The organism is Halorussus marinus (genome assembly GCF_004765795.1).
Lineage (GTDB): Archaea > Halobacteriota > Halobacteria > Halobacteriales > Haladaptataceae > Halorussus > Halorussus marinus.
The window spans coordinates 223289-239931 of record NZ_SBIV01000005.1 but is presented as its reverse complement, the minus strand read 5'-3'; the positions used below and the strand labels follow the sequence as shown (position 1 = coordinate 239931).

General features: G+C 69.5%; 18 protein-coding genes. 7 read left to right on the top strand and 11 right to left on the bottom strand.

The annotated features are described in order from the left end of the window. Positions 1-2505 carry a cbb3-type cytochrome c oxidase subunit I gene (locus EPY72_RS12015; protein ID WP_135806578.1) on the bottom strand — a complete coding sequence of 835 codons (2505 nt, stop codon included), beginning with the start codon at positions 2503-2505 and terminating at the stop codon, positions 1-3. Next, positions 2502-3308, bottom strand: coding sequence for a cytochrome c oxidase subunit II (gene coxB, locus EPY72_RS12010; protein ID WP_134671502.1), 807 nt, complete (start codon positions 3306-3308; stop codon positions 2502-2504). The genes EPY72_RS12015 and coxB overlap by 4 nt, the downstream gene beginning before the upstream one ends. Before the next feature lie 96 nt (positions 3309-3404). On the opposite strand from coxB, the gene EPY72_RS12005 reads away from it, so the two are divergent. The 3 genes from EPY72_RS12005 to EPY72_RS11995 all read left to right on the top strand — a co-directional run bounded on the left by EPY72_RS12005 (position 3405) and on the right by EPY72_RS11995 (position 6075). Next, positions 3405-3935 (top strand): DUF6789 family protein, encoded by a 531-nt coding sequence (locus EPY72_RS12005; protein WP_135806577.1) that lies wholly within the window; start codon positions 3405-3407, stop codon positions 3933-3935. 77 nt (positions 3936-4012) lie between these two features. Continuing rightward, positions 4013-4711 carry a hypothetical protein gene (locus EPY72_RS12000; RefSeq protein ID WP_135806576.1) on the top strand — a complete coding sequence of 233 codons (699 nt, stop codon included), beginning with the start codon at positions 4013-4015 and terminating at the stop codon, positions 4709-4711. Continuing rightward, the gene (locus tag EPY72_RS11995; RefSeq protein WP_135806575.1) at positions 4708-6075 is read left to right on the top strand and encodes a hypothetical protein; all 1368 of its coding nucleotides are present in this window, start codon (positions 4708-4710) and stop codon (positions 6073-6075) included. The genes EPY72_RS12000 and EPY72_RS11995 overlap by 4 nt, the downstream gene beginning before the upstream one ends. A gap of 22 nt (positions 6076-6097) precedes the next feature. On the opposite strand, the gene EPY72_RS11990 is transcribed toward EPY72_RS11995, so the two are convergent. Continuing rightward, the gene (locus EPY72_RS11990; protein WP_134671506.1) at positions 6098-6655 is read right to left on the bottom strand and encodes an NAD(P)/FAD-dependent oxidoreductase; all 558 of its coding nucleotides are present in this window, start codon (positions 6653-6655) and stop codon (positions 6098-6100) included. Between the two features lie 174 nt (positions 6656-6829). On the opposite strand from EPY72_RS11990, the gene EPY72_RS19455 reads away from it, so the two are divergent. From EPY72_RS19455 to EPY72_RS11975, 4 genes are all read left to right on the top strand, one after another. Further along, positions 6830-6970: a hypothetical protein gene (locus tag EPY72_RS19455; RefSeq protein ID WP_167599464.1), complete on the top strand. Its 141-nt coding sequence runs from the start codon at positions 6830-6832 to the stop codon at positions 6968-6970. 69 nt (positions 6971-7039) lie between these two features. Beyond that, positions 7040-7405 (top strand): DUF7471 family protein, encoded by a 366-nt coding sequence (locus EPY72_RS11985; protein ID WP_135806574.1) that lies wholly within the window; start codon positions 7040-7042, stop codon positions 7403-7405. Continuing rightward, entirely contained in the window at positions 7402-7911 is a 510-nt protein-coding gene (locus EPY72_RS11980; RefSeq protein WP_134671627.1) for a winged helix-turn-helix transcriptional regulator, read from the top strand. The genes EPY72_RS11985 and EPY72_RS11980 overlap by 4 nt, the downstream gene beginning before the upstream one ends. Before the next feature lie 84 nt (positions 7912-7995). Further along, on the top strand, positions 7996-9003 hold the full coding sequence (locus EPY72_RS11975) for a Gfo/Idh/MocA family protein (protein ID WP_134671507.1): 1008 nt from the start codon (positions 7996-7998) through the stop codon (positions 9001-9003). Between the two features lie 24 nt (positions 9004-9027). Here the strand turns inward: EPY72_RS11975 and EPY72_RS11970 are convergent, their stop codons facing one another. From EPY72_RS11970 to EPY72_RS11935, 8 genes are all read right to left on the bottom strand, one after another. Beyond that, complete coding sequence (locus tag EPY72_RS11970; protein WP_135806573.1) at positions 9028-9231, bottom strand: hypothetical protein; 204 nt, start codon at positions 9229-9231, stop codon at positions 9028-9030. A gap of 65 nt (positions 9232-9296) precedes the next feature. Further along, positions 9297-10934: an alkaline phosphatase family protein gene (locus tag EPY72_RS11965; RefSeq protein WP_135806572.1), complete on the bottom strand. Its 1638-nt coding sequence runs from the start codon at positions 10932-10934 to the stop codon at positions 9297-9299. Beyond that, positions 10931-11146 (bottom strand): hypothetical protein, encoded by a 216-nt coding sequence (locus EPY72_RS11960; RefSeq protein ID WP_135806571.1) that lies wholly within the window; start codon positions 11144-11146, stop codon positions 10931-10933. Before EPY72_RS11960 ends, EPY72_RS11965 begins: the two co-directional genes overlap by 4 nt. Positions 11147-11150: 4 nt before the next feature. Next, positions 11151-11927: a glycosyltransferase family 2 protein gene (locus tag EPY72_RS11955; protein ID WP_135806570.1), complete on the bottom strand. Its 777-nt coding sequence runs from the start codon at positions 11925-11927 to the stop codon at positions 11151-11153. 207 nt (positions 11928-12134) lie between these two features. Continuing rightward, entirely contained in the window at positions 12135-13649 is a 1515-nt protein-coding gene (locus tag EPY72_RS11950) for a hybrid sensor histidine kinase/response regulator (protein WP_135806569.1), read from the bottom strand. Beyond that, positions 13642-14259, bottom strand: coding sequence for a hypothetical protein (locus EPY72_RS11945; protein WP_134671513.1), 618 nt, complete (start codon positions 14257-14259; stop codon positions 13642-13644). Before EPY72_RS11945 ends, EPY72_RS11950 begins: the two co-directional genes overlap by 8 nt. A gap of 152 nt (positions 14260-14411) precedes the next feature. After that, positions 14412-15338, bottom strand: a complete 927-nt coding sequence (locus EPY72_RS11940) for a glycosyltransferase (protein ID WP_135806568.1) — start codon at positions 15336-15338, stop codon at positions 14412-14414. Then, positions 15335-16492 carry a DUF354 domain-containing protein gene (locus EPY72_RS11935; RefSeq protein ID WP_135806567.1) on the bottom strand — a complete coding sequence of 386 codons (1158 nt, stop codon included), beginning with the start codon at positions 16490-16492 and terminating at the stop codon, positions 15335-15337. Before EPY72_RS11935 ends, EPY72_RS11940 begins: the two co-directional genes overlap by 4 nt. Positions 16493-16643 lie beyond the last annotated feature (151 nt).

Below are 16643 nucleotides of genomic sequence, written 5' to 3'. Positions count from 1 at the left end.
TCACAGGATGTAGAACAGCGGGAACAGGAACAGCCACACGATGTCGACGAAGTGCCAGTACAGCCCGAAGTACTCGATGGAGCGCTCGTCGTCGAGGTACGCCCCGTTCCACGCCCGGGCGACGAGGTACAGCGCGATACACAGCCCGCCGATTACGTGGAGGCCGTGGAGCCCGGTCGTCAGGTAGAACGTCGAGGCGGCGACGTTCGTGCTGGGCACCCAGCCGTTCGCGAACGTCTCGCCGTGGACGTGGAACAGGTGTTGCCACTCCATCGCCTTGTTGACGAGGAACGCGACCCCGAGCCCGAACGTGAGCCCGAGGCTCCCGACAAGCCCCCATCGGCTCTCGCGCTCGGCGGCCACCAGCGCGACCACGACCGCGAAGCTACTGGTGAGAAGCAGGTAGGTGTTGACCAGTCCGGGCGTGACGACGTGGGCTTCGGGGACGAGCTCGTGCCAGTCGGTCCAGCCGTGGGCGACCCGGATGAACACGTACGAGCCGATGAACGCCCCGAACAGCACCACGTCGGACGCGAGGAAGATCCAGACGCCGAGCTTGGTGTTCTCGACCGCCTCGAACGGCCAGCTCTCGCCGAACGGCCCCGACGGGCCGACGAACCGCTCGCGGGCGAGCCGGACCAGCGTCCACCCGAGCGCCGCGAGCCCGACCCCGGTCGTCGCGACGTAGAACCCGCCCTCGACGCCCGACGGGAAGCCGCCGCGCTGGAGCCCAGAGAGCCCGAGCAACAGGACGAACGACGCGACGCCGACCGCGAGGGGCCACGGGCTGGCGTGGTCCTCCTCGTGGTCGGCGGCGTCGGTCCCGGCCGCGTGGGCCGGCCCGCCGTCGGGCGCGGGCTCCCCGCCGCCGTCGGCGATCTCGACGGCCGACCGGTCGCCCGCTTCCGCGGATCGGAACTCCAACGCGCCGCTGGCGAACGTCGGGACGCCGGGGAAGTTCTCGATCGGCGGCGGGGAGGGGAGCGCCCACTCGGTGGTCGTCGAGAACGCCCACGGGTTGTCGTCGGCCGCCTCGCCCGCGACCAGGCTCTTCGCGAGGTTGTAGAACATCACCAGAAACGAGATCCCGAGCACGAATCCGCCGACCGTCGAGAGCTGGTGCCACGAGACGAACGCCTCGGGGTAGACGAAGTCCCGGCGAGGAGTCTCCCACGAGAGGAACATCGGGAAGTACAGCAGATTGAACCCGACGAAGTAGAGCCCGAAGTGGAGTTTGCCCAGAAACTCGTCGTACATCTTCCCGGTCATCTTCGGGAACCAGTAGTAGAGGCCGCCAAACAGCGCGGTCACGCCCCCCACCATCACGTAGTGGAAGTGTGCGACCACCCAGTAGGTCCCCCGGAACTCGTAGTCGAGGACGACCGCCCCGAGGAAGACGCCGGTGATCCCTCCGATGATGAAAAGCACCAGCGCGCCGAACGAAAACAGGAAGGGAGTGGTGAACCGGATCCGACCCTTGATGAGGGTGTAGATGAGCGCGAACACCATCAGATCGAACGGCAAGGAGATGCCGATGGTGGTCGCCATGAACAGCGTCTTGATCTCGAGGTTGATCGAGGTCAGGAACATGTGGTGCATCCAGACGACGAAGCTCTGGAGGGCCACCAGCACCATCGCCGCGATGAACCACTTCCGGCCGACGAGCCGCTGGCCGGTGAACGTCTGGAAGCACTCGGCCATCACGCCAAGCGCCGGGAAGAAGACGATGTACACCTCCGGGTGGCCGAAGAACCAGAACAGGTGGGCCCACAGTAGCGACCCGCCCGCGCCCGTCGCGGCGAAGTACTGGGTGCCGAGCAGTCGGTCCGACGAGAGGATGAGCAGGGCGGCCAGCAGCGCCGCGAACGCGAACAGCATCATCCACACCGTGAGCAGGATGGTCCACGAGAAGATCGGCATCCGCCGGAGCGTCAGCCCCTCGGCGCGCATCCGGTGCATCGAGGTGAGGAAGTTGACCGACGACACCGTCACGGAGACGACGAAAAGCACCAGCGCCAGCACCGCGGTGCTCGCGCCGATGTCGGGGGTGTAGACCGGGACGTTCAGCGGCGCGTACATCGTCCACCCGCCCGCGAAGGTGGCGCCCTGGAAGAACGACACCGCGAACAACAGCCCCGAGAAGAGATAGAGCCAGTACGACAGCGCGTTGAGTCGCGGGAACGCGAGGTCTCGGGCGCCGATCTGGAGCGGGACGACGTAGTTCGCGAACCCGAACGCGAACGGCGAGAGGAACCAGAACACCATGATGAGCCCGTGGGCCGAGACGGCCTGATTGTACGAGACGGCTTCGAGAAAGCCCGCGCCCGGCGTCCAGAGCTGGATCCGCATCAACAGCGCCAGCACGCCCCCGAACACGAGGAAAAACAGGGCCGTGACCGTATAGAGGATGCCGACGTCCTTGTGGTTGGTCGTGACGAGCCACCGCGTTATCGTCGAGGAGTCCGGCAGGCCGTGATCGCCGCCGGAGTCGGTTTCGGCGCTCATCCGACCACCCCTCGGGCGGCGACCGTCGCGGGCCCGCCGGGCGTCGCGGGCGCGCCGATTCGGTCTTCGTCCCGGGCGCCGATCGCCTCGCTACCGGCCTCTCCGGTCGTGTTCGCGTACCACGCCTCGTACTCGGCGGGCTCCATCACGATCACCTCGGCGGTCATGTACGAGTGGCCGGCCCCGCAGAGTTCGAAACACCGCGCCCGGTAGGTGGCGGTCTCCTCGGCCCGGAACCACGAACTCGTGTACTGGCCGGGGATGCTGTCGGTCTTCACCCGTAGCTCGGGGATCCCGAACGTGTGGAACACGTCCCGTGAGGTCACGGACAACTGAACGGTCTCGTTGCGCGGGACACGGAGCGCGTTCGCGGTGTGGCCGTTCGGGTAGACGAAGTCCCACCCGAAGCGGTAGCCGACGACCTCGACCTCGATGCCCTCCGCCTCGGAGGGAACGTCCTGTTCGACGTACAACAGCGTTCCGTACGACCACGCCACAAGCGAGATCACGATGAGGGTACTCGCGCCGAACGAGTAGAACAGCTTCCGCCCGCCGTCGCCGCCCCCGGGGAGTTCGCCGACTCGCGTCGACCGGTCGGGATCGGCCCGCGCGTCGCCGTCGCGATACTTGTAGGCGTTGTACAGCATGTACCCGATGACGACCGCGCCCACCAGCGTCCCCAACGCGAGAAACAGCCAGAAGATCTGCTCGAACACGTCGACGCGGGTGCCCCGCGGGACGAGCCCGCCCCCGGACTGGGCGAGGCCGACGGCGCGGGCGAACTGCTCGACCCCCCAATTCATGCTACGCGTCAACAACGCCCACACACTTATCCGTTGTGCAGAATTACCCGGGCGCTGTGGCGAACGTTTTTACCTCGTTGAGTGGTACCAATAAACATGGATGGGGAGGAACGGGACGTCACAGTCGAGATGCCCGAGGAGCGGGCCGAACCGGCCGAACCGGACTTCGACCACCTGAGCGGGATCGTCACCGACGGGCTCATCGGCGCGGTGGGCGGTCTCGTCGGGACGGGCGCGCTGACCGTGGGGTTGCTCATCGCGACCTCGTTCGGCGCGTTCCGGCTCAGCAGTTTCGGGACGCTGACCGAACTCACGGGGCTGGACTTCCTGTTGCCGCTGAGTCCGACCGCCGTCGGGTACATCCTGTTTTTGCTGACCGGGATGGTGATGTGGCCGCTGTTGTTCGCGTCCATCGGGTCGTACCTGCCGGGCGAGAAGTACGCCACCAAGGGAGTCCCGTTCGGGTTCGCCCTCTGGACCGGGTTCGCGCCCGCCTTCTACGAGGGCTACACCGGACTGGCGCTGGTGCTTTACCTCGTGGTGACGCTGGGCGCGCACTTCTCGTACGGGTTCACGCTCGGGGCGGTGTTCGACTACCTCGGGAACCGGCCGTCGACGCTGGTGTAGCGCGTCCCGATCGGGACCGGCTACTCGGCGGCGACCGAACCCAAGCATTAACGTAGTGTTGTTCGCCTGTCTCGAACATGGTCCCGCTGACGCGACGACGCCTCCTCCAGGGAGCGACGGCCGCGATGGCCGGACTCGCCGGCTGTGGCGAGTCGGTGACCGACACCGCGACCGACAGCGCGTCGGTCCCGCCCGAGGACGGCGATCGAACGATCCCCGACCACCGCACGGTGCGCAACGCCGAGAACCGACCGCCCGTCTGGTTTCGCGACGTGGACGCTACGACCGAGACCGCGTCGGACGACGACCCGCCGACCCACCGCGACGGACGCGGCTTCGTCGCCGGCACCGAGGACGCCGACCGACTCCGATACGCCGACGTGGAGGGCGCCGAGGCGGCCCGGCAGTTCGTCGCGGACACCGACTTCGGCGAGGCGACGGTGTACGTCCTCGCCCGGCCGGTCCGGGAGTGTCTCACGCTCGAACTGTGTAACGTCTCGTGGTCCGAGCGCGACGTCGAAGTCGACTTCGGGAGCCGCCACCGCGACGCCGACGTGTCGTGTCGCGCCGACGCCCACGACGGCGTCTCGGTGCTGATCCGGATCCCCGAGGCCCTCGACCCCGACGAGGTCAACAGCTACGGCTCCTCGTGGGGCTCCGGGCCGTGTCGTGTGAGGCGGCGACCGCCCGACGGCGACGGAACGACGACCGAGGCGCCGGACTACGGGCCAAAGACCCGGACGAACGCGACCGAGACGACGGAGGCCGAGCGATGAGCCCCGAGGCCACCGACCGGACCCGGCGAGGCGCTCGCGCCCGGACGACGAGGCGGGGATTCCTCGCGCTCGCGGCGAGCGCCGGGCTCGCGGGCTGTAACGGGTTCGGCTACTTCTCGGACGACAGGGGCCCGACGGTCGAGGGCGCGGCGCTCTCGGAGGTGGCCTCGACCGACCCGCCGACGGTGACCGAGCGGTTCCCGGTCGAGGTCGAGCAGTCGTACCTCGACGAGGCGGCCGCGACAGCCCGCGAGCACCTCTCGGCGGTGCCGGCGCCGCTCGACGAGAGCGACGTGCCCAACGGCGTGATACGACAGGAGGTGAGTCGGCTCTACGAGGAGGCGACCGAGGCGCTCGCCGACGCCGCCGAGGCGACCACGACCGCCGACGCGATGGGCCGGCTCCGGGACGCCCGCGAGGACGCCAGGGCGGCCGCGGCGGCGTGGGCCGCCATCGACGGCGACCTCGATCGCGAGGCGGTTCGGGCGTCGATTCCGACGGTCCGTCGGGCCCTCGAGGAGTTCCAGTTCCGGTGGCGCTACGTGGGACAGGCGCCGGTGCGCGCGGTGCTCGCCCACGCCCAGATCGAAGAGCGGGTGGGGTTCGCGGGCCGTCGGCTCCGGGGCGCCGGCGAACACCACCGCCGGTATCGTCGGCGTCCGGACAACCCGCTCGCGATCGGCGAGTTCGCGGGCGAGGTCGAGTCCGCCCGGGCCGCGATCGACGACGCCGCGTACGTCTACGATCGGTACGTGGCGTCGCTGGGCGACCCGCGGCCGATCGGCGAGGGGCTCCGGGCTGTCGGCGAGTCGCTGGTCGAGACGCTCGACGAGCGCCGCGAGGCGCTACCGGGCGAACCCCACGCCGAGGCCTCGTCGCTGGTCGACCGAGACGTCGAGGGGACGCCGATCGCCGAGGCGCTGACGGGGCTCCGGGACGCGGAGTACGCCGACGGACTCGACGACGAACTGGCGACCGGGCGGCGGGCGAGCGTCGTCCTCTCGGTCCACGACACGCTGGCGCAGGTCCGCGCGTTCGAACGGTTGCGCGAGCGGGTCGCCGACGGCGAGTTCGTCAGGGTCGAGACGATCGAGGACGTGCGAACGATCCGGGACGCGGCCGTCGACGCCGTCGCGGCGGCCGCCGACTCGGAGCGCCACTCCCGTCTCGACCGCCGCCTGTTGGCGTCGCTCGGCGACTTCGGGTATGCGGACCGCCAGATAGAAGAGTACGCCGACAGGGACCAAGTGCCGGTCGACTGGCTCGTCCCGGACCTCAGTTACTACGTGGCCATCGAGGCGAGGGCCCGCGAAGTTCCGGCCGCGAGCGCGACGGTCGCGGAGGCGATCGGGTCAGAGCTCTGAGTTCCGGGATCGGAGGCCGCTCTCACTCCGCGTCGGCGGGCGTGTCGAAGTCGTGGTAGTGTTCGCCCTTCTCGTTGCTCAGGATGTCGAGCGCGGCCGCGCCACCGTCGCCGGCGGAGATGACCGCCTGCCACTCCTGATTCCGGATCAGCGCGCCGGTGGCGTAGGCGTTCTCGACGCTGGTCTCCATCGAGAGGTCGACGTCCACGAGGTCCTCGTCGGTGAACGCCGCGCCGAGGTCTTCGAGCAGGTCGGCGTCGGTTCCGGTGGCGAAGATCACGTACTCGGCGTCGTACTCGCCGTCGTCGGTGGTGACCGCAAAGCCCTCGCCGTCGGCCTCGACGGCGGTGACTTCCTCGCCGACCCGGAGGTCCGCGCCGAACCCCTCGACCTGCTCGCGGCTCTGTTCGGTGAACTCGGTGCCGTCGATCGACTCGATCCCGAGGTAGTTGAACAGGTGGGCCTTGTGCATCCACGTCTCGTCGGTGTCGAACACGACGGTGTCGAGGTCGTTTTTCGCGGTGAACAGTCCGGCGCTCAGTCCGGCGGGGCCGCCGCCGATGATTGCGACTTTCGGCATACCACCGCTTTCGCCGACCAGTCAGGTAAGTGTTCGCCGGGCCGGCCGGTCCTGCCGCTTTCTCTCAGGCTCCGGCCGGCGTCCCCGATTTCCGTCTCCAGCCACACCGCCGTTTCCGGTGTCTTCCCCGGTCGGCGACGGGGTTTTGGGCGTCGGCCGCGTCGACGGAGACGGATGCTCAGACTCCCAGTCCGGCGGTGTCCCGACTGCTGGTACGTCGGTCCGACCCGGCGGTTCGCGGCGGGCGACGGCCGTCGGTACGTCTGTCCCCGGTGTGGAACCGAGATCGAGCCCCCGGACCCGCGGCTCGCGTGACCCCGGCGTTTCCGCTGTCTCGCGCCCGGACCCGGAACGGGTAAACGATCGCGGTCCGAACGGTCGTGCATGACGTTCGCCGACGAGTGGACGCTCGTGGTCGCCCACGCCGGCGGCGGGCCGTCGCCGGAACTGATCGTCCTGCTCGGCCTCGCGGCGCTCGGGTCGACGCTGGTGCTCGCGCTGGCGCTGGCCGCGCTCGTCCGGCGGCGCTCGCGGTCGTACCTGCTGGTCGCGCTCGCGCTCTCGACGCTCCTCGCTCGGACCGGGGTGGCCGCGCTGTCGGCCGCCGGCGCGGTCGGCGCCGAGTCCCACCACGTCCTCGAACACGGTCTCGACGCCGCGATGGCCGCGCTCGTGATCGCCGCGGTGTACGACGCCCGGAGCGTCCGGAAGGCGGCCCGCGACGACGGCTCGCGGGGTGGGGAGTCGTGAACGCGACCCGCCGGACGATCGCCGACCACGTCCGAGCCAACCCCGGCGTCCACTTCAACGCGGTGGTCCGCGGCCTCGACCTCGCGCCGGGACAGGTCCAGTACCACCTCCGCCGGCTCCGGGACGCCGAGTCGGTCGTCGCCGAGGAGATCAACGGCCGGACCCACTACTACCCGCCGGGGTACGGCGACTGGGAGCGGACCGCGCTCGCGATGTTCCGCCGGGAGACCGCCCGGGACGTGCTCGCGCACCTGCTCGCGGCGGGCGAGACGACGCCCGCGGCTCTCGCGGCCGACCTCGACCTCGCCCGGAGCACCGTCGAGTGGCACCTCGACAACCTCGTCGCGGCCGATCTGGTCGAGAAGCGCCGCGAGAACGGCCGCGTGTTCCTCGAACTCGCCCGGCCCGGGGCGACCGCCGACCTGCTCGCCGAGATCACGCCCTCGCTACCGGAGCGACTGGTCGATCGGTTCACCCGTCTGGTCGACGGCTTCGTCGAGGAGTGAGTCCCGAGGCGGGCCCCGCCGGCGACCGGCCGGCCGAACCGCCTCGCCGAAGCAGTTACCACTCGGGTTGTTGTCGCTGTCCCCATGTCGAACTCGGACGTGCTCAGAGTCGGCGCTATCGGCGGCGGCTACATCGGCACCACGGTGGGACGGCAGTTCAATCAGCATCCGCGCGCGGCGGTGACCGCGCTGGCCGACATCGACCCGGAGACCCGCCACACCGCGGGCGAGAGCCTCCACGTCGGCGAGGGATCGCAGTACCACGACTACGCCGAGATGCTCGACACCGAGCGCCTCGACGCGGTGCTCGTCGGCACGCCCCACACGCTCCACTACGAGCAGGTCACGGCGGCGATGGACCGGGGACTCCACGTCTTCTGTGACAAGCCGCTCGCGACCGACCTCGACGACGCCCGCGAACTCGCCGACCGCGCCGAGTCGAGCGACCGCGTGCTGATGGTCGGCTACCAGCGCCACCTCAACCCCGCGTTCATCCGGGCCCGCGAGCGGTGGGCGGGCGATCTCGACCCCGACTACGTGAGCGCCGAGATCACTCAGGACTGGATCTCCCGGTTCGCCGACGAGTGGCGGACCGATCCGGACCTCTCGGGCGGCGGGAACCTCTACGACACCGGAAGCCACCTCGTCGACGGCGTGCTCTGGACGACGGGGCTGGTCCCCGAGGCGGTCAGCGCCGAGATGGTGTTCGCCGACGAGGCCTCGCGGATCGACGAGCGGGCCATCCTGACCGTGGAGTTTCACAACGGCGCCCACGGCACCATCGCGGTCCACAGCGACGCGCCCTGCGTCCGAGAGCACGTCCACGTCTGGGACGAGGAGGGCGCGGTGTACCTCGAAGGCCGCCAGTGGGAGCCCCGCGAGATCAGCCGCGTCGAGTCCGACAGCACGACGGTGCTCCCGTACGTCGACCGCGACCAGCGCCGCGACAAGGCCGAGGCGTTCGTCGACTGCGTCGAGACCGGCGAGACGCCGCCCGCGACCGCCCGGGACGCGCTGGCGGTGACCGCGCTGACCGAGGCCGCCTACGAGTCGGCGCGGAGGGGCGAACGCGTCGCGGTCGAACTGGAGTGACCCGATTTCGGCCGCGATCGGGGCTCAGCCCGTCCGGTTCGGATCGAACGCGTAGTAGACGACGGTCATCGTCGCGCCCAGCGTGACGGCCTCGACCGCCGTCGGTTCGCCGAGCACCGCGCCGACCGCCAGCGCCGTCATCGCGGTGATGACGCCGGCCAGCAGGGCGTACTCGAGGCGCGACCGGGCGCGGGTCCACTCGTCGAGGCGGCGGTAGAGCCCAGACATGTCGTTCGTCTCTCAGGCTGTGGGGGAGGCCCATTACGTTTCCGACCGCCCGGGAAGCGGCCGATTCAGTCGGCCGAGAGGTCGCCGACGACCGACCGGACCGCGCGCTTGGCCTCGACTCTGCCGTCGAGGCGCCCGCGTTCGCCCCGCACGTCGAAGACGTCCCGCCGGACGCTCCCGTCCATCTCCTCGGGGACCGGCACGTCGAGTAGCGAACAGGCCGTCGGCGCGAAGTCGGGGAGCTCGACCGTCACGCCCGACTCGTCTCTGGCGGGCCCGCCCCACGCGTAGAAGATCCCCTGCATCTCGTTCATCGAGGTGTGCGAGCCGGTCTTTGGCGGCTCGCCGAACACCCGGTCGGTCTTCATCGTCTGGGGATACTGGATCTGGTAGCCCGGCGCGGGCATGCAGACCAGATCGGGCCGGGTGGCGTCGTACTCGTCGCCGTAGACGTCCTCGCCGTACAGCACCGAGTCGATCACCCGGTCGCCGCGCTCGGGGTGTTCGATCGCGAGCAGTTCCTCCCGCAGACGCTCGCGCACCGCCTCGTACCGTCCCGGCGGGATCGCGCCCTCGTCGTGGTCGTCGGTGTTGAGGTAGATCTGGCCGCCGCTGGCGACGGTGAACGCCGCCGTCTGGCTCCAGTCGACGTCCTTCCGAGAGATGGTGAGCAACTCGGCGAGGTCCGGGCCGGCGCCGTCGCCGCTGGTCCGAGCGACCCCCATCTTGAGCTTCGAGAAGAGGTTGAGGTCGCTCATCACCGACTCGACCGCGTCGTAGACGTGGTTGTAGCCGAACTGCTTGAGCCGGGTCCACGGCCGCGATTCGAGGTCGAGGTAGCCGGCCTGATAGAGCCAGGAGTTGAGGTTGATCGTCCGGTAGATCGGGCCGTGACCGTGGTCCGAAAGCACCATCAGGGCGTCCTCCTCGTCGATCCGGTCCATCACCCACCCGACGAACTCGTCGTACAGCTCGAGCAGTTCCATCGGCTTGTCGCCGTAGCGCTCGGCGAGTTCGGGATCGTGCTTGGGGTGGGTTTCGTCGAGGACGTGGCCGAGGACGTGGAGGACGTTGTCCGGGCCCTGAAACACCAGCGAGTAGAACTCACAGGGGTACTCGGCGACCAGTAGCTTCGCCACCTCGATCCGGTTGCGCTCGATCTCGAAGAAGTTGTCGAGCAGTCCCCGGAGGCTGTCCTCGTCGGTGCCGTCGTCGTACCCCTCGTAGGGGTCGATGTCGTAGCCGCCGACCCGCTCTTCGATGTCGGTCTGCAACTCCTCGGGGAACGCGTACGACCCCGTCGAGGGCGTGGTGATGTTGTCCGAGATGTGGAACCCGGCGGTCTCGGAGGGCGGGTACCCCGGCATCACGTTCATCACGCCCGACCGTCGGCCCTCGGCGTCGAGGTACTCCCAGACGGGGACCGACTGCTCGCGGAGGGTGTCGGCGTTGACGAACTCGGTGCCGTACTCGCCCTCGCCCTTGAGCATGAAGTTGTAGACGCCGTGGTTGCCGGGGTTGCGCCCGGTGGCGAACGAGCTCCACGCGATCATCGACAGCGGCGGCACCGTCGAGCGCGTGGTGCCGTCGGTGCCCTCCTCGGCCATCCGCGCGAAGCTCGGCAGTCGGCCGGCGTCGATGCCGCGCTCGACCAGTTCGGGGGGCACGCCGTCGAGCCCGAAGACGTAGACCGAGCCGGTCATTTTTCGAGGTAGCCAAGCTGTTCGAGGCGGTCTTCGACCACGCCGTCGTCGGCGCTGTCGGCGGCGTCGCCGACGCCGTCGCCCCGTTCGAGCTCGGCGGCCGCGCCGTCAAGGACGTATCGGGCGAGCGACTCGGCGTCGTCGAAGCCATCGAGGTCGTCGGCGAGCAGTTCGTAGCGGTCGCTGATGTCGGTGGGGAGTTCCAGAGTCATGGTATCAGTTCCTCCCCGAGCGGGAGGCGCTGGGACGGCGTCGCCGCGCGAGGCGCGCGAGAAACACCATCACGGCGAGGCCGTGCTTGACGGGGTTGTACGTCTGTCCTTCGAGGTCCTCGTAGCGGGCGTCGATTGCGCGCTCGGTCATCGCCAGCCCCTCGCTGGTCGCGGAGTCGATCATCTCGGACTCGACGCCCATCCCGTCGGTCGTCAGCGAGAGGCGCTCGAGGGCCTCGGGCGAGAACGCTCGAAAGCCGCTCTGGGTGTCGGTCAGCTCGGTGCCGGTCACCTGCGTGGTACAGTAGTCGAGGACGACCTGCCCGACCCGGCGGTAGACCGGCGTCTCGTCGACGTCCTCCGGGGCGAGATACCGGCTCCCGATCACCATGTCGGCCTCGCCCTCGACCACCGGCTCGGCGAGCGACGGGATGTCGGCGGGGTCGTGCTGGCCGTCGGCGTCGAGCACGACCAGCACGTCGCATTCGAGGGACCCGACGTGTTCGAACAGCGTCCGGATCGCGGCTCCCTTCCCGCGATTCCGGTCGTGGCGGAGCACCGTCGCGTCGGTCTGGTCGAGAAGTTCGGGCGTCCGATCCGTGCTTCCGTCGTCGACGACCACCACGTCGTCGGCGTATCGCTGGACGCCGAGGACGGTGCTTCCGACCGCGTTCTCCTCGTTGTACGCCGGCACGCCGACGACCACTCGGTCGGTAGCGAGGGAGTCGGCGGCGTCGGCGGCCGGCGCCACGCGCCCGTCCTCCGGGACCTGGAAACTCATGATTTGTTCGCGTTATTGGTCCGTTTCCGGTCCCTTTGTTCTCCATCCCCTATACGTCGGGTAGACGGCGTCTGTGCCGGTATAAGCCGACCGTGCGGCTTGGGTGCGGCTCACCCTACGGGGACAGCGTCGGCTCGTCGAGCAAAGGAGTCGGTTCGTCGACCGCGGTTGGTGGCGCGTACGCCGCCCACAATCCCGGGCTAACGGCTACTCGTCGGCGGGTTCGACCCCGGAGAACTCGAAGCGCGCGCCGCCGTCGGTGCTGTCGGTCAGCGAGATGTCCCAGCCGTGAGCCGCGGCGATCTGCTTGACGATCGCGAGCCCGAACCCGGTGCCTGACTCGCCGGTCGAGTACCCCGACTCGAACACGGCCTCGCGGTCGTCGGCCGGGATTCCGCGGCCGTCGTCGGCGACGTAGAACCCCCGACCGACCGGAGCGGGCGCGTCGTCGCACCGCCCGGTCCCGGCGTCGAGCAGTCCCACTCGGACCGTCACGTCGCCGTCGTCGGCGGCGTGCTCGATCGCGTTCGAAAAGAGATTTTCGAGTAGCTGTTGGGTCCGGCTCTCGTCGGCTTCGAGGCCGGCCGACTCCTCGATCCGGAGGTCGGCGTCGCCGGTGTCGACCATCTCCCACGCCGACTCCGCGACCGACGTGAGCGACACCGCCTCGGTCTCGGGGTCGTCCCGGCTCTGGCGGGCCAGCGTGAGCACGTCGTCGATGATCTCGTCGATCCGCCGGAGCGATCGGTCGATCCGGTCGAAGTGGTCGTCGTCGCCCGTCTCGCGCGCCATGTCGAGCGACCCTTGGGCCACGTTCAGGGGGTTGCGGAGGTCGTGGGAGATGACGCTCGTGATCTCCTCTAACTGCTCGTTGTGGCGCTGGAGCTCCTCCTCGCGTCGCTTGCGCTCGGTGATGTCCCGGCTGTTGACCACGAACCCCTCGATGTGGGGGTCGTCGAGGAGGTTCCGACCCCGGGATTCGAGCACCGGCCACGAGCCGTCGGGGTGTTTGAACCGAAACTGGACCACCGGGCGCTGGTCGGGGTCCTGGACCGACTCGAAGAACCGCTCCATCGCCTGCTGGCGGTCCTCCGGGTGGGCGTAGTCGAAGATGTACTCGCCGACCATCTCCTCGGGGTCGTAGCCCAGGATTCGCTCGGCCGACGGCGAGAGGTACTCGAACCGGGCGTCGGCGCTGATGATCGAGATGACGTCGGTGGAGTTGTGCACCAGCTTGTCGAACCGCTTGCGGGTGTGTTCGACCGCCCGCTTCGCCCGGTACTGCTCGACGGCGTTGGCGATGCGGTTCGCCAGCACCGAGTACTGACCGGTGTCCGACCCCTTCTGGAGGTAGTCGGTCACGCCGGCCGAGATGGCTTCCGAGGCGATCTCCTCGTTTCCCTTGCCCGTGAACAGCACGAACGGGAGGTCGGGGTATCGGTCCCGGACCGCGTCGAGGAACGTCAGCCCGTCCATCCCGGGCATGTCGTAGTCGCTGACCACGCAGTCGATCCGGTCGTCTTCGAGTCGATCGAGCGCCGGAGCGACCCCGGTCTCGGTCCCGACGTCGAAGTCGTCTCGGGCGCGTTCGAGGTACGTCGCGGTCAGCTCCGCGAGGTCTTCGTCGTCGTCGACCACGAGGATCGCGATCGGGTCGTCCTGGGCCGACGGCTCGGCGCCGTCCGTATCGCGCTCGCCCGGCGAGGACGTGAACTCAGACATCGTCGTGGCCCCTCAGTATCCGCTCGAAGTACGGCACCATCGTCCGCTTTGCCTGTCTCCAGCGGTCCGCCGAGTGCATGTCGTGGAGTTCGACAGCCAGCGCGTACCGGCTGGGTTCTGGACCGAACCCCGACTGGCCGTGGCGTGGCTTGTGGGGGTACTCGGGGTCTCCGATCGCCGCCCGGAGCTCGTACATCTGGGCGCGCTGGATCGGCGTCCAGTAGTCGCCGCCGATCTTGTGGTTCTTCCAGGCGCGCGTGCTCGCGTCGGCGTACGTCGGGTCGATCCCGGCGATCGAGGCCCGATCGCGAAATCGCGAGTAGACCGGCTGCCAGTCGGCGTCGGCCAGCGACGACCGGTCTATCGCTTCGCCGTCTGAGTGGGCGCGTTCGATCTCGTCTTTCGCCCAGAGGGCGTCGACGTACGCGACCGCGGCGCGGCGGGCGGTCTCTCTGTCGAGGTGCGGGAACTGTCGCGAGTCGACCGTCCAGAAGGCCTCGATCGCCTCCTCGCGGTCCCCGCGATCGTGCGCCCGAAACCCCGCACAGAGTTGATCGGCCATGCGCGTGGCCGCTTCGTCGGGAGTCCAGTCGTCGAGTAGCTCGGTCATAGTGGGTCGAACAGCGTGTCGGTCGGCGAACGGTCCGTGTCTCGCTTCGTTTCAGTCGTCCCAAGAATACCATTTACGGTATAAATATGTTCGGTAGAACGGTCGGCGGCGTCGCCGCGGCGCTCGTCGAGGCCCGGGGGGCGTCCGCCCGGCTACAGCACCGACTCGTAGACGGTCTCGATGCGCTCGCCCATGCGTTCGAGGCTGATCTCGCGCGCCGCCGCTCGGCCGTCGGAGGGCCGCGGGTTCGCGAGGACGTCGGCCAGTCCCGCGATCAGTTCCTCGTCTGCGTCGCTGACCGTCGCCGGCGAGACGCCGTCGAGGCGCTCGCGCACGTCGCCCACGTCGGTCGAGACGACCGGGAGGTTACAGCTCATCGCCTCCTTGACCGCGTTGGGCGAGCCCTCGCGCTTCGAGGTCAACAGCAGGGCGTCGGCGGCGTTCATGTAGGTCGCCACCTCCGCGTGGGGGACGCCGTACACCACCTGCAACTCCACGGGGGCGTCGACCCGGTCGCTCGCGCGCTCGACGACGCGCTCGGCGCGGGGCAGATCCTTCACGTCGTCGGAGGGCGGGTACGGGAAGAGGACGTGTCGGGCGTCCCGGTCCCAGCCGACCGCCTCGCGCGCCGCCGCGGTCGGTTCGGGGGCGAACCGGTCGGTGTCGACGCCGTGGGGGATCACGTAGCACGGCGCCTCGAGCTCCCGGGCCATCTCGTCGGTCATCACGATGACCGCGTCGCAGAACCGCGCACAGGCCTTCGAGAGCCAGCCGTACTCGCCCATCAGGTCCGTGCCCCACAGCGAGAGCACCACCGGGAGACGGACCTGCGCGAGCGCCATCGGCGCGGTCAGCCCGTAGTTCGCGTGGACGAGGTCGTAGCCGTCGAGCGACTCCCGGACCGCCAGCGGGACGAACCGGAGGTAGTCGGCCGGCGACCGCTCGGTCACGTCCTCGCGTGCGCGGTGGTCGCCCGGCGGCGTCGTCACCTCGCAGTCGACGCCCCGGGCTTCGAGCGCCGCGGTCTGCTGTTCGAAAAACCGGGCGTCGGCGTTCGAGACGAGGTTGAGGACGTTCATCGCTCGCCACCGTCGCTTCGGACCCGCTCGGGGTCGAACGGGAGCGGGCTCTCGCGGGCGCCGCCGCGGTGGGTCAGGTCCCCGACCCGCTCCAGTCCGCCGACCGCGGCCGTCTCGAGCCGATCGAGGTTCTCGGCGACGCCGACCACGATCGCGGTGAGGTTCACCTTGTCTTCGAGGTAGTCGTCGCGGATCCGCCGCCAGCGCGCGGCCGTGTCGGGGTCGTCGAGCAGGTCGGTGGCGGCCGCCAGCACCGCGTCGAACTCCCGGAGGTTGTAGACGAGCCCGTGGCGTTCGAGGTCGACGAAGTTCCCCATGTCGTCGTCGCCGACGAAGGAGTTCGATCGGATCGCCGGCGTCCCGAGCAGGGCGGCCTCGGTCACCATCGTCTGGGTGTCGGCGACCAGCAGGTCGGCCTCCGCGAGCGCGTCGTGGAGCAGGGCTGGGTGGAGGTCGTACGGGCGGGCCGGAGTCTCGGCGAGGTCCATCTCGCCGCCCTCGTCGGAGACGAACACCGTCGCGCGCTCGGCGAGCGCCTCGACGAGTCGCCGGCGCTGGTCGGGGCCGAACCCCTCGCGGCCCACGTCGTGGTGCGAGCCGAAGGCGTTGAGCCGGACGAGGACGTACGGCTCGTCGTCGCCGACCCCGAGCGCCTCGCGGATGTCGGTCTGGGGCTCGTAGGTCTCGGGGTGGAGGTAGGCGAGCTCTTTGAACCCGCGGAACTCGTAGTGGTTCTCGCCGAGGTCCTTCTCGAAGGTGTGGGGCGTGAGGAAGGCGTCGGTGAACGGCTTCGAGACGGCGTGGTCGAGGTCGGTCGTCTCCGAGTCGTCGACGAGGACGACCGGGGCGCGGGCGACCGCCCCCGCCAGCGCGGCGTACGACCCGCGACCGAAGACGCAGTCGGGGTCGTACCGCCGCGCCGCGACCGCGATCCGGGCGTAGTGTTTCGGGAGCTGGCGCAACAGCGAGAACTTCGCGGTCTCGGCGCTCCCGTAGCGCTCGTAGGGCACGTCGTAGTAGTCGAGAAGCGATTCGGTACAGCCGTACTCCCGCGCGAGGACCAGCACCTCGTGGCCGCGGTCCCGGAGCTCCGCGACCGCGTTGCGGTACTGGTGGACCTGCGCCGGCGTGTTCGTGAAGAACAGGTACTTCATGGTGGACTCGTGAGTGGTCGCCGGACGTTCCGGCTCCGGCAGTTCCTACCAGCGACGACACCACAGCGGGGTATTGTTATACGGTGCCTGAACGCTCGGCCCGCTCCCGGTCGCGGCCGTCGGGCGCGCGCCGCGGTCGGCGTCGCTCCCC

What these genes read in the sequence shown, in the direction of transcription:
- EPY72_RS12015 (WP_135806578.1), bottom strand. Translation starts at nt 2,505, where the DNA reads ATGAGCGCCGAAACCGACTCCGGCGGCGATCACGGCCTGCCGGACTCC.
- coxB (WP_134671502.1), bottom strand. Translation starts at nt 3,308, where the DNA reads ATGAATTGGGGGGTCGAGCAGTTCGCCCGCGCCGTCGGCCTCGCCCAG.
- EPY72_RS12005 (WP_135806577.1), top strand. Translation starts at nt 3,405, where the DNA reads ATGGATGGGGAGGAACGGGACGTCACAGTCGAGATGCCCGAGGAGCGG.
- EPY72_RS12000 (WP_135806576.1), top strand. Translation starts at nt 4,013, where the DNA reads ATGGTCCCGCTGACGCGACGACGCCTCCTCCAGGGAGCGACGGCCGCG.
- EPY72_RS11995 (WP_135806575.1), top strand. Translation starts at nt 4,708, where the DNA reads ATGAGCCCCGAGGCCACCGACCGGACCCGGCGAGGCGCTCGCGCCCGG.
- EPY72_RS11990 (WP_134671506.1), bottom strand. Translation starts at nt 6,655, where the DNA reads ATGCCGAAAGTCGCAATCATCGGCGGCGGCCCCGCCGGACTGAGCGCC.
- EPY72_RS19455 (WP_167599464.1), top strand. Translation starts at nt 6,830, where the DNA reads ATGCTCAGACTCCCAGTCCGGCGGTGTCCCGACTGCTGGTACGTCGGT.
- EPY72_RS11985 (WP_135806574.1), top strand. Translation starts at nt 7,040, where the DNA reads ATGACGTTCGCCGACGAGTGGACGCTCGTGGTCGCCCACGCCGGCGGC.
- EPY72_RS11975 (WP_134671507.1), top strand. Translation starts at nt 7,996, where the DNA reads ATGTCGAACTCGGACGTGCTCAGAGTCGGCGCTATCGGCGGCGGCTAC.
- EPY72_RS11970 (WP_135806573.1), bottom strand. Translation starts at nt 9,231, where the DNA reads ATGTCTGGGCTCTACCGCCGCCTCGACGAGTGGACCCGCGCCCGGTCG.
- EPY72_RS11965 (WP_135806572.1), bottom strand. Translation starts at nt 10,934, where the DNA reads ATGACCGGCTCGGTCTACGTCTTCGGGCTCGACGGCGTGCCCCCCGAA.
- EPY72_RS11960 (WP_135806571.1), bottom strand. Translation starts at nt 11,146, where the DNA reads ATGACTCTGGAACTCCCCACCGACATCAGCGACCGCTACGAACTGCTC.
- EPY72_RS11955 (WP_135806570.1), bottom strand. Translation starts at nt 11,927, where the DNA reads ATGAGTTTCCAGGTCCCGGAGGACGGGCGCGTGGCGCCGGCCGCCGAC.
- EPY72_RS11950 (WP_135806569.1), bottom strand. Translation starts at nt 13,649, where the DNA reads ATGTCTGAGTTCACGTCCTCGCCGGGCGAGCGCGATACGGACGGCGCC.
- EPY72_RS11945 (WP_134671513.1), bottom strand. Translation starts at nt 14,259, where the DNA reads ATGACCGAGCTACTCGACGACTGGACTCCCGACGAAGCGGCCACGCGC.
- EPY72_RS11940 (WP_135806568.1), bottom strand. Translation starts at nt 15,338, where the DNA reads ATGAACGTCCTCAACCTCGTCTCGAACGCCGACGCCCGGTTTTTCGAA.
- EPY72_RS11935 (WP_135806567.1), bottom strand. Translation starts at nt 16,492, where the DNA reads ATGAAGTACCTGTTCTTCACGAACACGCCGGCGCAGGTCCACCAGTAC.